Raw genomic sequence first — 13,865 nt, forward strand, 5'->3', positions numbered from 1 at the left:
CCGTGCATCGCACGGGCCCTGCCTGCGTTATCTGTCGCTGAACTGCGTCGTGGACTGCTATTCGCTTTCGGCGGGTTGTGGCTCGCCTTGGGACTTCTGCTCGTCGTTAGCGGGGAGAGCCATGGTTGCCTGCAGTTCGCCTTGCGCGATCGCTTCCTGAAAGCGGGCGTAATCAGCTTCGTTCTGCGCGGCGTATGCGCGCGAGAACTTTGCGATGGCCTTGTCGAACTCGTCGGTCGTGCCAAGGTACCCCGCGATTCCGAAGCGGTCTCCCGTGCGCGCATGCGCGTGGGCGAGCGTGCGTCCGCAGGCGCGTGCGTAGACCGCAAGGTGCTTCGCATCGATGCGCTCCAGATCGACTGACCCCTTGCCGTCCCACAACTGGCGTACGTAGTAATCGCGCTTCTTTCCGTCGACTCCGGGAAGGCGGCACCAGCCAAGCAGGATGTCGCTTGCCGTTTGCATGGCGCGCTGTCCCTCTACGACGCGTTGGCCATGCTGTTCGGCATTGCTCTTGCCGCAGAAGCGCTCGAGCACCGATTCCTGCGCTTCCTTGATCTGCAGCACCAAGGGGTCTTCGCAGTCTGCGCCCTGCATCACGATGATGAACGCGCGTGTGCCTACGCTGCCTACGCCAACTACTTTAATGGCGGAATCGATTCCGTGGTATTGCCTGATGAGCATCTGCTTGTCGGGGGATAGCGTCTTTCGGTATGCCGCGAGCACGAGCTTGACGATCTTTTCCGTATCGAGCAGCTTGATCCAGGGAGCCGATTTGGCGGCGCTCGCCATGTCGCGCAGTGGAATCACGATGGGGGGATTGCTGATGATGCGCAGCTTTCCATCGACGACTTCGGTGAGCTTTGCAACGGCTCGCGTGCTGTTTTTGCTCTTCGCCTTGCCGATGGCCTTGGCGGCTTGCTTCTTTTCCTTCTTCGTCATCTTGTCTTCGAAGGCCGACGTGACTTCGTCGATGTCGATGTGCGCATACCATACGTCAAGGTTGCCCATCGCGGCGAATTCGAGCATGCTCTCGCGGTATCCGCGCACGCTAGCAAGCACGGCTTCCTTGCGTTCCTTTTTGGAAAAGCCACGGTCGAGGCCGCAAATCTCCACGCTGGCGGCCATGCGCTTGACGTCCCATTCCCAGGGGCCGATGGACGTCTCGTCGAAGTCATTGATGTCGAAGACGGTGCGTCGTTCGGGGCTGGAGAAGAGCCCGAAGTTCGAGATGTGGGCATCGCCGCATGCCTGCACGTTGATGCCGGTGGCTGGCGTGTTTGACAGGTCGGACGCCATGATGAGCGCGCCACCCCGGTAGAACGTGAACGCGGATACTCCCATGCGCTCGTAGCGAAGGGGGAGGAGTTCCTGCAAGCGGGATTCTCCCTGTTCTTTCAGGAGGGCAACGGGGTCGGGGCGGTCTTCGGGGGCGCTCCATGTGGCGTGGGAGCCAAGGGGCACCGTTTCGCGGAGAGCCTTACCCGCCGCCTTGCGCTCCTCGGGTGAGCGTTCGTCCGTCTTGTACAGCGTCTCGGCTACGATTTCGCGCAGCTTGGTTTCCGTGCTCTTGTCGATGAACATAGACGACCGCCTTTCGACTGCCCCTGAAGTTCTGCCCCATGAACTTCCCTCCGCCTATTGTACGCGCATGGGTAACAATTCGTCGCGTGCTTTTCGGCACGCTGCTATGCGAAGAAGCGTACGTGCTCGAGCAGGAATTCCTTTGCCCGTTGCATATCGTTTTCATTGGGGTGCCGTTGCGATTCCATGATGCGCGCGACGCCCGCGTCGTCTAGATAATGCGGGTCGTCGTGGGGCAGGGCGCGACGCTTTTCGATATTGTGCGTGCCCACCTTGCCTTGAGAAAGGAATACTCCCAGGCAGGTGTTGTGCTTGTCCACGTCGGCGGTTACGTTGGCGCGTACCTTGTTTCCGTAGACGCTTTCCGGGTAGCCGCCGAACGTGCCGAATGCCAGAATGCGTTTGCCTGCCATGTCCTCAAGCAGCTTGGCGTTCAGCGGGTCGAAGCGCGATTTGAAGCACCAGAAGCAGATGATGACGTTTTCGGTGCGTACGGCTTCGCCCTTGTCTCGTTCGTGTACGCGATATCCGTGAAGCTCGAGCTCGTCTTTTACTGCGTTGGCAATCTTGCGTGTGTTGCCCGTACGGGACGATACGAGCATCGTGATGTTCTTGGCCATGCTACCTCCTAGATACGAGCATGACGTTAGCATCGTGCGGAGGGCAATGATGTTGTTGCTGCAACATATGCGGGATATACATTGCTCGAGGCGCGGTCGCTGGCGTGTGGCCTATTGGTGTTCGGCCTGCCGGACTGCCGAGCAGATGATATCGGCTACGCGCGTGAACAGGGCTTGATCGATGTCTTCGTATTGCATTACAAACCGTGCCTTTCCATCGTGCGTTAGGGTCCCGGCCAGATCGTAGCGTTCGAGTGGCATAAGCCCAACCCCCATTTCAGCCGCGTGCGCAGCGATTTCGTTGCCGTGTGCGTGGGTTTCGATGCCTAGCACGAAATGCAGTCCCGAATTGCATTCCTCGTAGGATAGCCGTTCTGAAAGGGCGCTGTTGCGTAGCGCGTCGACAAGCCGATCGCGCGTGGCGCGCGCCTTGTTGCGATAGCGATTCACGTGCCTTTCGTACGCGCCCGATTCGAGCAACTTCGCTAGGGCGATTTGATCGATGGCTCCCACGGTGGAGGAGAAGCAGCGCATGAGTTGTTCGAGTCGATCGTTCAGGCTGGCGGGGAAGACGCCGAATGCAATGCGTACCGAGGGTCCCAGGCTCTTCGAGAACGTGCTCAGGTAAATGACCTTTCCTTCTGCGTCGATACTGCGAAGCGCAGGAATGGGCTTGCCCGAAAGGCGAAATTCGCAGTCGTAGTCATCTTCGATGATGTAGCGTTCCTTATCGCGCGACGCCCAGCCCAGCATTTGGTATCTTCTCGACACCGATGTGACACGTCCCGTGGGGAATTGGTGGGAGGGCATGATGTGCACGAGCGAGGCGTTGCTTGCCTCGAGGCTTGCGTAGTCCATGCCCTCGTCGTCGAGGGGAACGAAGGTCGTGGGTACGCCCATCGTGTCATAGATGCTCGCAAGGCGTTCGTACCCTGGCGATTCCAGCGCAACGCTGCCGCTTTTGCCGCAGGTGAGCGCAATGAGGCTGTAGAGCATGGGCGCTCCTGCGGTTACGATGATCTGCTCGGGGAGTGCGTCGATCCCGCGGTAGCGCGAAATCCATGCCGCGATGGCTTCGCGTAGCCGAAGCGACCCGCGGGGCGGCTGGGCAGCGAAGAGCTGGGATTCGGGTTCGTTCGCCAAGACGTTGCGGAGCGTTTTTTCCCAAAGGCGGCAGAAGGAGCTGTCTGCCGTAGTGCGTGCAAGCGAAAAGTCGGCGAGTTCGTACGTGGCTGGAGATGGTGGCGTGTGCGGGAGCGTGGTTGCTTTTGCGTGCACGTGAGGCGTGATCTCCTGAACGTAGAAACCGCTCCGTTCGCGTGAGGCTATGTACCCCTCTGCTTTCAGCTGGCGATAGGCCCCTTCGACCGTGATGACGCTCACGCCCAGGTTCTTGGCGAGCGCGCGCTTGGAGGGGAGGCGTGCTTCTGGGCAGAGCGTGCCATCGAGAATATCGTCGCGAATGTGGCGATAGAGGCTTTCGTAGAGTGGTAGGCCATCATGGTCATCAAGATTGTAGGTGAGCATTGAGTCTCTCTCTGGTCATAGCGAATCGCGAAATCTGGTCTTATTCTGGCTATATAAATCGATTCAAAACTGAATATGTTAGTAATACCAGATTACCTGTAGCCTTGCATGAAACAATTCTCGGAGGAAGGATTTTCATGAACAGGGAACGAATCGGGCTCAATAGGCAATTGGCCCAGATGTTGAAGGGTGGCGTCATCATGGACGTGACTACGCCCGAACAGGCGCGCATCGCCGAAGCGTCGGGTGCGTGTGCGGTCATGGCGCTCGAGCGCATTCCCGCCGATATTCGTGCGGCGGGTGGCGTTTCGCGTATGAGCGACCCGAAGATGATCAAGGGAATTCAGGAGGCTGTGAGCATACCCGTTATGGCCAAGGTGCGCATCGGGCATTTCGTGGAAGCCCAGATTCTGCAGGCTATCGAAATTGATTACATCGATGAATCCGAAGTTCTCACGCCGGCTGATGATACGTACCACATCGACAAGAACGCATTCGACGTGCCCTTTGTCTGCGGGGCGCGCGATTTGGGCGAGGCGCTTCGTCGCATTTCCGAGGGCGCGACCATGATTCGCACGAAGGGCGAGCCTGGCACGGGCGATGTGGTGCAGGCGGTGCGCCATATGCGCCTCATCAATCGCCAAATTGCGCAGGTTGCAGCGCTCGAAAAGGATGAGCTTTATGACGAGGCGAAAAAGCTCGGCGTTTCCGTTGATTTGCTATGCGAGGTGCACGATAGCAAGCGGCTGCCCGTGGTTAATTTCGCCGCAGGTGGTATTGCCACGCCGGCCGATGCGGCACTCATGATGCAGCTTGGCGCCGAGGGCGTGTTCGTGGGTAGCGGCATCTTCAAGAGTGGCAATCCGGCGAAGCGCGCCGAAGCCATCGTCAAAGCGGTTGCGAATTATGCCGATGCCGAGCTAATAGCTGCGCTTTCGGAAGATCTTGGCGAGGCCATGGTGGGCATCAACGCCGATGAGATTCAGCTCATTATGGAAGAGCGAGGGCAGTAATGGCGAAGCGCACGGTGGGCGTTCTGGCGGTGCAAGGCGCCTTTGTCGAGCACGAGCGCATTCTGAAGCGTCTGGGCGTTCAGGTCGTTCAGCTTCGTCAGGCATCGGATCTTCGCAAGGGCTTTGATGCGCTGGTTCTGCCTGGTGGCGAGAGCACGGCGCAAGGCCGTCTCATGCGCGATTTGGGAATGCTCGAGACGATTCGGGGACTCATCGAAGGTGGTATGCCCGTTCTGGGCACGTGTGCAGGGCTGATATTGCTTGCAAAGCGCATCGATACGCAAAATGGCGACGGTTCAACCGTCGATGCTCAGCATAATTCCACTTGGCTTGCTACGCTCCCCGTTACCGTTCGGCGCAATGCGTACGGTCGTCAGCTGGGAAGCTTTCGCGTGGTGGAGGAGTGCGCGGGGTGCGGACGCGTGCCCATGACGTTCATTCGCGCGCCGTTCGTTACGCAGGTCGAGGTTGGAGTCGAGGTGCTTGCCACGGTGAACGAACATATAGTTGCCGTGCGATATGCAAACCAGATTGGACTGTCCTTTCACCCCGAATTAGACACTAACGAAGCGCTTCACCAGGCATTTCTTTCGATGTAGCGCCTGTGTGGCTTGGAGTCGCGAGTGCGGTGCCCGCTAGAACCCCTGTGGGGTGGGCGCACGCACTCGCCGTCTTGTTATGGTATTGAATAGGTAACCTTTATCGATTCGCTTGGATGGGTGCGGTCGTCCCTCGTACAATGTCCATGTCCGTTTCCATGCTCGTTTCATGGTCGAGCGGACGGGGTACTCTTGGGGGAGAGGATTGGCCCATGAAGTCGATTAGGCCTTTTGCCATTCTGGTATGTGCGATTGTTGCTGCATGTTCGCTTGCGGGCTGTAACGGCAATGCTGTGGATTCCAATGCTGCGCTTTCAGGTGATGCGTCTTCGTCGGCTATTCCCGTCGAATACCGCGAGGCTCTTTCGGGTGAGGGCCTCGTATCCACGTTCATTGGTTCGAATGTGACCGACGCCAAGGTTGCCAGCGACGAAGATGCGGAAGCGGTTGTGGCAAGCCTTGTGGAACGCATGGGCGGCGATGACACGACCAACCTGGAGCTCGTGCAGCTTATCCCCGTTGAAAATGGCAATTCATACTACATTTTCCAGCAGCAAGCCGGAGGCGTGATGGTCTACGGCGCAAGCGCCAAGCTCATCGTGAATGCAAATCACGACGTAGTTGGCCTGGTGAGCGACATTCTGCCCCATGCGAAGACCCCGTCTTTGGAAGAGGTGGCCGTAACGCAGGAGGAAGCGGAGAAGGCGGTCGTGGACGTGCTCGCGCAAAATGGGGTGAATGATCCCAAGGCGGTAAGCGAGTATACCGTTCAGACCATCGTTCCCATTTCGGAGGATGCCGAGCAGACCATGCTTGCATGGGTGGTGTACGTGAATGTGGGGTCGAGCAAGGGCGCCGACCAATCCTGGCTTGCGAGCTATGTGAACGTGGGTGGCGACTACATGTACAGCGTGCCCGTTTCCGAACCCAATAACCCCGAAGCACTTAGGGCGGAATCGACAGAGTTCGATTTCGATGCCTACGATCAGAAGGATATGACTTTCACGGTTGAAAAGGATGGAAGCCCCGCCCAGGTGACGGTTCCCGTGCTCGTGGACAAGCAGACGGGCGCTGTGGCGTTTTTGGGTGATGCGAAACGCAAGATTCTGTGTGCCGACTATGCTCAGTTCAACGATGATGGCAAGGTTGCGTCGCCCTTCGAGGACGATGACGTGTCCCTCAATGAGATGGACGTTGCCGTGTACGAGAATTTCCTGCGCATTTGGGATTTGTTTGCCCAGATGAGCTGGAAGGGGCCCGATGGCGTGGGTTCGCCTACTCTGCTTCTTATGAATGCCGTTACCAGTACGGGAGAGCCTGACGATAATTGCTACTATCTGGGCGCTCGGGGTGGATGGGAGTCGTTTGCGTTTGGCCGTTCCAGCAATAATGGTCTAGCCACCGACATCGTTGCGCATGAGTTCGTTCATTGCCTAACGGGCACCACCATGACCACCAATCTCTATTACAACGAAACGGGCGCCATCAACGAGTCGATGAGTGACATCCTGGGCAATCTTACGGAAATGGAGCTTGACGGCGACGAGGGTGCTTGGGTTATGGGCGAAAAGACCTCCGAGGGTGGCATTCGCGACTTTGCCAACCCGAATAGGTGCGCTCAGCCTGCATACCGTTGGGATGTCTACTATATTCCCGGAGTGGCGCCTGCAACGGAAATGAATGACATGGGCGGCGTGCATATCAATTCGTCGCTCCTCAACATCGTTTCATACAAGTTGAACGAAGCGGGCATGACCTGCGACGAGCAGTTTACCTTCTGGCTCAACGTAGCGCTTGCCATGGTTCCGACCACTGATTACGCCCAGATGGCCGAGCTTTTGCCGTGGGTTTTGGAGCAGACGGGGTATGGCCAGTATGCGGATGCTCTCAATCGCAGCATTGCCGATGCGGGCTACACCGCGCAAGAGAAGCCGTCCGCCCTTCCCGATGGCGCGGGCTCGGTGGAGTTCGCTTTCCCCAATGTCGATGCGGCTGGCCAGGGGCAGGTGCGCGCCACATTCGTGAGTACGGACAAGGTGGATAGCGATGACGACTCCTCCGTTTGGGGTGTTCCCGAGGCGGAAACGGGCGTCGTGAGCGCATCGCTTCCGGCAGGTGATTACTACGCCGTGGTTTGGGTGGGCGACGATCCCGATAATGCGGATAGCTCGGTGTACAACAGCGGCGGATGGGCGAGCGTCGACGAGTATGGTGACGTTTCGGAGAAGGGTGAGGCCATTCACGTCGAAGAGGGCCAGTCCGTGACGCTTACCTCCAAGGGGCTTGAATAGCGGCGCATGGCTAGTGCTTGCGAGCCAAACGGCCGAGCAGCCTATCTATCGCCCACAGTACGTAGCCAAGCACGATGAACGCCACGAGCATTGCTCCGCAGAATCCCACAACGCCTTCAACGCCCGAAATGCCTGGGTCTAGGAACGTGTAGGGGTACATGCTGATGTCCGCCGTCGTGCCTCCGCCCATGTAGATGCCGAAAACGCCTACCGCAATCATCGTGAAGGCAAGGTACGCTGCAACGAGCGAGAGCCATGCGAAGGGTCCCCAGATGGGGAGCTTGCCCTTTACGTCGAAGAGCGCCCAGTCCAATAGCGCCATGAGCGGCACGATGTAATGCAGTACAACGAGGTGGAACACGAGCTCGCCATCTTGGAACATCGCATCGAAGAGCATGAAGTGGGCGATGAGCATGGTAACCAGCAGCGAGATGGTTGCCGTGTACTTCGCCGTGGGAGCGAGGGTGATGGCTGCGTCGTCGTTGATGTTCTTGGTGAGCCAAACGGCCGCGCAGCTGAAGTAGCCCAGCGCGAAGATATTCGAGACGTTCGTGAACATATGCGGGAAGCCTTCCTTGTACGACCCCGCAAGAATGCCCGAGCCATCGAGCAGTCCGTAGATAGCGCAGGCGATGAGCGCGAGCTTCCATATGATCGAGAATGTCTTGCTTGTGTTGCGCATGACGTTTCTCCGTTCCGAACAAATGCCTCTGTGGTGCATTGTACGAGCGCACGGAACGTGTTTTGCCAACCGAAATATGCTTGTAGGCTGCTTGTTAATCGACGCGTGTCAAATACATCACGCCTGATGCGGAGTTGTTTTTCGGATGACATATTGGCTTGGCTGCGCATTGCGCTGGCCGTTGCGATGGGATGCTGCGTTCGCTTCGAAATGCTCCATTTGGTCGCCGTTGGTAACGCGTGAGGGACAATCGGGCAATTGTGACTCTGTCGGTAACGATATTTTTATAATTGAACTATCGTTTCGTGCGTTCCTATTAGGGAAAGGAAAGCTGTTATGGAAACCTATTACAATCCTGCCGATCTGGCCAACTTCTCTCCTGATGGCGTGGGCGCTCTCTCTCCCGAGCTATGGGACAAGTACATGGCCTACTATGGTTCCGTGTTTCAGGATGGGGCGCTGACGGGACGCGAGAAGTCGCTCATTGCGTTGGCGGTGGCAGCTGCGGTTCAGTGTCCGTATTGCATCGACGCATATACCAATGCGTGCTTGCAGCAGGGTTGCAGCCAAGAGGAAATTGGCGAGGCGTTCCATGTGACGAATGCCATTCGCGGCGGTGCGGCGCTTGCGCACGCCGTGCAGGCGGTCAAGATCATCGAGGATCAGGAGTTGTAGCGGGTAGGGGGTAGTAGCTTCGGCGACGTTGTGCGGTTGGCAATCGCGGCTCATTCGATGTGATTGCTCTTCGGCCTGCATGACGTCGCCGGACTCTCTTGCTTGCTTGTGGGGAAAGGGGCAATTATGTCGGAGAAGAGCATTCTTTCGATATTGCGTGATGCGGCGCCAGCGTTTTTCACGATGGTGCCTCCCGAACATCGCATGACGAACGAGCCCCTTACCACGTTGCAAATCAACATTGGCTATGTGTGCAACCTTGCGTGCAGGCATTGCCACCTGCAGTGCGGCCCCAAGCGCACCGAGGTTATGAGCCGCGAGGTCATGCAGGCGTGTTTCGATGCGTATGAAACTGGTGGCTTCACGTCGGTGGATATCACGGGTGGCGCCCCCGAGATGCATCCCGATATGGAATGGTTCCTGCGCGAATGGCAGGCGCGTGGCGTTCGGCCCATTGTGCGAACGAACCTGTGCATTCTCACCGACCCTCGCTACTCTCACTTTGTGAACTTGTATGCCGAGGTGGGGGCCCAGTTGTTCGGCTCTCTTCCGTTCTATAGCGCACGCAATGTCGACAAGATTCGTGGCGACGGCACATTCATGGCCTCGATTGAGGCATTGCGCATGTTGAACGATGTTGGCTTTGGCGATCACGACGGACAAGGCGACACTCATACCATTACGCTCGTCTTCAATCCCGCCGGGGCAACCATGCCTCCCGACCAGGCTTCCATGGAACAGCAATTCCATAGGAACCTGGCACGCGATTTCGATGTGCATTTTTCCAATTTGGTGGCTATCACCAACAACCCCATCGGGCGTTTTGCCGAAGCGCTGAACCGCAAGGGGAAGCTGGAGGGTTATTTGCATCGTCTGGTGGATGCGTTTAACCCGGCTACCACCGAGGGCATGATGTGTCGTGACCAGATAAGCGTCGACTATGCGGGTAGGGTATACGACTGCGATTTCAATCAGGCGCTGGGCTTGGAAATCGTGGGGAAGAAGACCATCTTCGACTTCGCACGAGAGCGGCAACCTTCGCGTCGCATCGTATTTGCCAATCACTGCTATGCCTGCACGGCTGGCGCGGGCAGTAGTTGAGGTGGTGAAACGGCTTAGGTCTAAGCCCGGAAGCGTCTCTCGTGCAACGCTGTAATGAGCGAAGGAAGGAAGCGGTCCCGGGGGACCGCTTCGCGTATGCGTGGATGCGGATTGGATGTCTGGGGTGGGCAGTCTAGCTATGCGCCAGATCGTAGAGCTTTTGGATGTTTGGGGGCAGCTTGTCGGGCATCATGGACTGCGGGGCATCTTCGCTGCCCTCGGCGATGGCCGTGTCGTAGTACCAGCACTTGAATTCGAGCATGGCAAGCGTCTTTTGCAGTCGTGCCATCTCTTCTTGCACTGCTTCGCGCCTGCGTTCGAAGAGCTCCTTGCGCTGCGCGTACGTTTCGGGGCCTTCCGTACACCATTGCATGAACAGCTTGATGTCCTTGATTTCCAGTCCCGATGCCTTCAGACACTCGATGACGCGCAGTGCCTCCAGTTCTGTTTCGCCAAACTTACGAATGCCGTTCTTGCGTTCTATGGTGGGGAAGAGGCCCTCCTTGTCGTAGTAGCGCAGCGTGGATATGGGAAGGTCGAACATTTCGGAAACCTGGCCGATGGTGTACATGATGTCTTCTCCAATTAACTTCTTGACCTAAAGTTAGGTTCATGTCTTAGGGTGCACATAGTAACATAGTCACGTATGGTTTCAACTGAAAGGGAGATCCGCCATGATGCAAGCAGAACAGCTCGAGCTCGTTCAGGATTGGGACAAGGTATTTCCGCGTAACGAGCGCGTTGAGCATTGCAAGGTAACGTTCGTCAATCGCTATGGCATTACGTTGGCTGCCGATTTGTACAAGCCGAAGGGTGCCGAGGGAAAGCTTCCCGCCATCGCCGTGAGCGGCCCGTTTGGCGCTTGCAAGGAACAGTCGAGCGGCCTGTATGCTCAGGAAATGGCGGCTCGTGGCTTCTTGGCGATCGCCTTCGACCCCTCGTTTACGGGCGAAAGCGGTGGCGAACCCCGGCGCATGGCATCGCCCGACATCAACACCGAGGACTTCTGCGCGGCCATCGACTACCTGAGCTGCCGTGACGACGTCGATGCCGAGCGCATTGGCATCATTGGCATTTGCGGTTGGGGCGGAATGGCCATCAACGCCGCGGCGCTCGACCCGCGCATCAAGGCGACTGCCGCAATGACGATGTACGATATGACGCGCGTCACCCGCGAGGGCTATTTCGGAAGCGCCGACAACAAGGAAGCGCGCGACCAGCAGCGTGCGGCTTGGGCGGCGCAGCGCACGGCCGAGTATGCGTCTGGCTCCTACGAGCGCGCTGGCGGCGTTGTCGACCCGCTGCCCGAAGATGCTCCGCAGTTCGTGAAGGATTACCACGCGTACTACAAGACTCCGCGTGGCTATCATGAGCGTTCGGGCAACTCGACTGATGGTTGGAACGTCATCGGCACGGTCTCGTTCATGAACCAGCCCATCCTTTCCATGGCAGGCGAAATTGACACGCCGGTTCTGCTCGTCCATGGCGAAAACGCCCACTCCCGCTACTTCAGCGAGGGTGCGTTCGAGCTGCTTAAGGGTGACAACAAGGAGCTCATGATCATTCCTGGTGCGAACCACGTGGACCTCTACGATAACTATGAAGCCATTCCCTTCGATAAGCTTCAGTCGTTTTTCGAGGAGGGCATGTAGGGTTATAACGTGCGATAGACGCGAAGAGAGGAACTATGACGAAGAAGATCGTGCAGACGGCTGGGCGTTCCCAGCTAGGCGAGTTCGCTCCCGAATTCGCGCACTTCAACGATGACGTGCTGTTTGGCGAGAATTGGAACAACCAGGATATCGACGTGAAGACGCGAAGCATCCTCACGGTTGTTGCGCTGATGGCACAGGGTATTACCGACTCGTCTTTGACCTACCATTTGCAGAATGCGAAAAATCACGGCGTGACTCAGGCCGAGATTGCCGCCGTTATCACGCATGTTGCGTTCTATGCGGGGTGGCCTAAGGCGTGGGCCGTATTCAATTTGGCGAAGAGCGTGTGGAATGTGGGCGAGGGCGACCTACCGTACGACGATGCTGCCATGAGGGCGCATGCGAAGGAAATGCCGTTCCCCATTGGCAAGCCGAACAATGCGTTTGCGCAGTACTTCGTGGGGCAGAGCTATCTTGCGCCGATATCTACCGAGCAGGTGCCTGTGTTCAATGTGACATTCGAGCCGGGTTGCCGCAACAACTGGCACGTGCATCATGCGAACGCGGGTGGTGGCCAGATGCTCATCTGCGTCGCGGGGCGTGGCTACTACCAAGCTTGGGGCGAGGAACCTGTGGAACTTACGCCTGGTTCCGTGGTGAACATCCCGGCTGGCGTGAAGCACTGGCATGGTGCGGCGTCTGATTCGTGGTTCTCGCACCTGGCCATCGAGGTGCCGGGCGAGGGCGGAAGCAACGAATGGCTCGAACCCGTATCGGACGAGGAATACGGGAAGCTGGCATAAGTGATCTCTGAGCCGAGCGGCGTGTTCCGCTCGGCTTTCTTAGTGTTTGGCGTCGTTTCCGCCGTCGACCTGCATCTTACCGATGAAGAAATAGCCTATCTGGAAGAGCCTTATGTGCCCCATGCCATCGTGGGCGTGATGGCTCAGAACAAACCCGCAGACTCGGCCAAGGAGCATGTGTGGCTCGCTAATGCGAAGTATCTAAAGGAAGAGGTCGATAAGTAATCTGCTCTCTTCTGAATTCGAATGGATTGGGAAGGGGCGGGTTTTCCTATCGCGCCTGTTCGATTGCTTTGGCGAAGGCATGGGGGTCATCGACGCTCAGGCCGATTGCGCGAACGCTTTTCGTTCCAAGCATCGTATGCACTTCGATGGGGCGCTTGGCCACAACCCAGATGTTGGCTTGATAGAAGGTTCCGTAGTTGAGCTTGTCGTTCTTCGCAAACTCCGAAATGTCGCTTTCCGAGAAGACGATTCTATCTACGTCCGCGAGCCGAATCGTTGCATGCATCTGGATGCCGCATTCCAGGCGTACCGCGGTGCTGCCCACTGTTATGGGGCGTAAGATTCGTGCCCTTGCGTCGCCAGCGAGCCACATGGCGGCATAGACCGAAAGCAGCGTGATGATGATCGCAGCTGGAACGCTCCATCGGGATACGAGCAAATGAACTGCGATAATCTCAACGGGGAAGGCGAGTGCCAACCCAAGTATGGCGTTCATGTAGCCACCAGCGTTGTGGTAGCTAAAGCACGTTTCCCCGGGAAGGGCGAGTAGTCTTTTGCGCCAGGAGAGGAGAGCATAATACCAGACGCTCAGCTCCGCTGCCGTCATGCTCGCGGGCGTGTCTTTGCGGACAAGGTAGAGCATCGTCGCTCGGAACCATGCCATGGGGTCTGGGCTCTCCGCTTTCGCGCTTCTGAAGAGCATGACGAGCTTTCGGCACTCTGCAGCAGCTATAGCCAGTTCAACAGGAATCAAGCCAGTGAGGAGATACGGCAATATGCCTGCGTATGGCGAACCGAGTGCAAAGGCGCTGAGGGCGTAGCCAGCCCAGATGGCGGGAATAATGCAAAGGAGCGAGAGCTTTCTGGGGCGTATGACGAGAAAGTAGAAGATCAGCGGTATGCCCACCATGAAGTCGAGTGGGAGAGCGATTTCCTCTATGTGCGCGGGAATCAAGCTTGCGGATGCGATGCCGTAGGCGTACAGCGCGAGAGCCACTATGCAAAACGCGAGTAAGGCCGTCCTCTGTCTGCTTGCTGTGTTCATGCGCATTCCTTTCGGGAAGAGCGAATGCGAAAAGCCTCTCGACTG

General features: G+C 57.5%; 14 protein-coding genes. 8 read left to right on the forward strand and 6 right to left on the reverse strand.

Annotated elements, in window-relative coordinates:
- Positions 1-57: 57 nt before the first annotated feature.
- The 3 genes from AAY81_RS03175 to pdxR all read right to left on the reverse strand — a co-directional run bounded on the left by AAY81_RS03175 (position 58) and on the right by pdxR (position 3,731).
- Positions 58-1,584 carry a DUF2252 domain-containing protein gene (locus AAY81_RS03175; RefSeq protein ID WP_066661279.1) on the reverse strand — a complete coding sequence of 509 codons (1,527 nt, stop codon included), beginning with the start codon at positions 1,582-1,584 and terminating at the stop codon, positions 58-60.
- 104 nt (positions 1,585-1,688) lie between these two features.
- Positions 1,689-2,204 carry a flavodoxin family protein gene (locus tag AAY81_RS03180; protein ID WP_066661281.1) on the reverse strand — a complete coding sequence of 172 codons (516 nt, stop codon included), beginning with the start codon at positions 2,202-2,204 and terminating at the stop codon, positions 1,689-1,691.
- Between the two features lie 111 nt (positions 2,205-2,315).
- Positions 2,316-3,731, reverse strand: coding sequence for a MocR-like pyridoxine biosynthesis transcription factor PdxR (gene pdxR, locus AAY81_RS03185; RefSeq protein ID WP_066661284.1), 1,416 nt, complete (start codon positions 3,729-3,731; stop codon positions 2,316-2,318).
- A 137-nt stretch (positions 3,732-3,868) separates the two neighbouring features.
- Here pdxR and pdxS point away from each other — a divergent pair, with 137 nt between their 5' ends.
- The 3 genes from pdxS (at position 3,869) to AAY81_RS03200 (ending at position 7,634) form a co-directional block, all read left to right on the forward strand.
- On the forward strand, positions 3,869-4,744 hold the full coding sequence (gene pdxS, locus AAY81_RS03190; protein WP_066661287.1) for a pyridoxal 5'-phosphate synthase lyase subunit PdxS: 876 nt from the start codon (positions 3,869-3,871) through the stop codon (positions 4,742-4,744).
- The gene (gene pdxT / locus AAY81_RS03195) at positions 4,744-5,343 is read left to right on the forward strand and encodes a pyridoxal 5'-phosphate synthase glutaminase subunit PdxT (RefSeq protein WP_066661289.1); all 600 of its coding nucleotides are present in this window, start codon (positions 4,744-4,746) and stop codon (positions 5,341-5,343) included. Before pdxS ends, pdxT begins: the two co-directional genes overlap by 1 nt.
- 212 nt (positions 5,344-5,555) lie before the next feature.
- Positions 5,556-7,634 carry a M4 family metallopeptidase gene (locus tag AAY81_RS03200; RefSeq protein WP_066661293.1) on the forward strand — a complete coding sequence of 693 codons (2,079 nt, stop codon included), beginning with the start codon at positions 5,556-5,558 and terminating at the stop codon, positions 7,632-7,634.
- Between the two features lie 10 nt (positions 7,635-7,644).
- Here AAY81_RS03200 and AAY81_RS03205 read toward each other — a convergent pair whose 3' ends face one another.
- Entirely contained in the window at positions 7,645-8,316 is a 672-nt protein-coding gene (locus AAY81_RS03205; protein WP_066661296.1) for a Pr6Pr family membrane protein, read from the reverse strand.
- A 336-nt stretch (positions 8,317-8,652) separates the two neighbouring features.
- Here AAY81_RS03205 and AAY81_RS03210 point away from each other — a divergent pair, with 336 nt between their 5' ends.
- Together AAY81_RS03210 and arsS are read left to right on the forward strand one after the other, a co-directional pair.
- A complete protein-coding gene (locus AAY81_RS03210; protein WP_066661297.1) occupies positions 8,653-8,991 on the forward strand; it encodes an arsenosugar biosynthesis-associated peroxidase-like protein in 339 nt (112 codons plus the stop codon).
- A gap of 126 nt (positions 8,992-9,117) precedes the next feature.
- Positions 9,118-10,092: an arsenosugar biosynthesis radical SAM (seleno)protein ArsS gene (gene arsS, locus AAY81_RS03215; RefSeq protein WP_066661298.1), complete on the forward strand. Its 975-nt coding sequence runs from the start codon at positions 9,118-9,120 to the stop codon at positions 10,090-10,092.
- 133 nt (positions 10,093-10,225) lie between these two features.
- Here the strand turns inward: arsS and AAY81_RS03220 are convergent, their stop codons facing one another.
- A complete protein-coding gene (locus AAY81_RS03220; protein ID WP_066661306.1) occupies positions 10,226-10,663 on the reverse strand; it encodes a MerR family transcriptional regulator in 438 nt (145 codons plus the stop codon).
- 103 nt (positions 10,664-10,766) lie between these two features.
- Here AAY81_RS03220 and AAY81_RS03225 point away from each other — a divergent pair, with 103 nt between their 5' ends.
- From AAY81_RS03225 to AAY81_RS03235, 3 genes are read left to right on the forward strand one after another with little or no spacing between them, the layout of a single operon-like run.
- Positions 10,767-11,744: an alpha/beta hydrolase gene (locus AAY81_RS03225; protein WP_205630842.1), complete on the forward strand. Its 978-nt coding sequence runs from the start codon at positions 10,767-10,769 to the stop codon at positions 11,742-11,744.
- A gap of 35 nt (positions 11,745-11,779) precedes the next feature.
- Positions 11,780-12,550 carry a carboxymuconolactone decarboxylase family protein gene (locus AAY81_RS03230; protein WP_066661310.1) on the forward strand — a complete coding sequence of 257 codons (771 nt, stop codon included), beginning with the start codon at positions 11,780-11,782 and terminating at the stop codon, positions 12,548-12,550.
- Positions 12,551-12,775: a hypothetical protein gene (locus tag AAY81_RS03235; protein WP_066661313.1), complete on the forward strand. Its 225-nt coding sequence runs from the start codon at positions 12,551-12,553 to the stop codon at positions 12,773-12,775.
- Positions 12,776-12,821: 46 nt separating this feature from the next.
- Here the strand turns inward: AAY81_RS03235 and AAY81_RS03240 are convergent, their stop codons facing one another.
- Positions 12,822-13,820: a hypothetical protein gene (locus tag AAY81_RS03240; RefSeq protein ID WP_066661316.1), complete on the reverse strand. Its 999-nt coding sequence runs from the start codon at positions 13,818-13,820 to the stop codon at positions 12,822-12,824.
- Between the last annotated feature and the right edge of the window lie 45 nt (positions 13,821-13,865).

The organism is Denitrobacterium detoxificans (assembly GCF_001643775.1).
GTDB lineage: Bacteria > Actinomycetota > Coriobacteriia > Coriobacteriales > Eggerthellaceae > Denitrobacterium > Denitrobacterium detoxificans.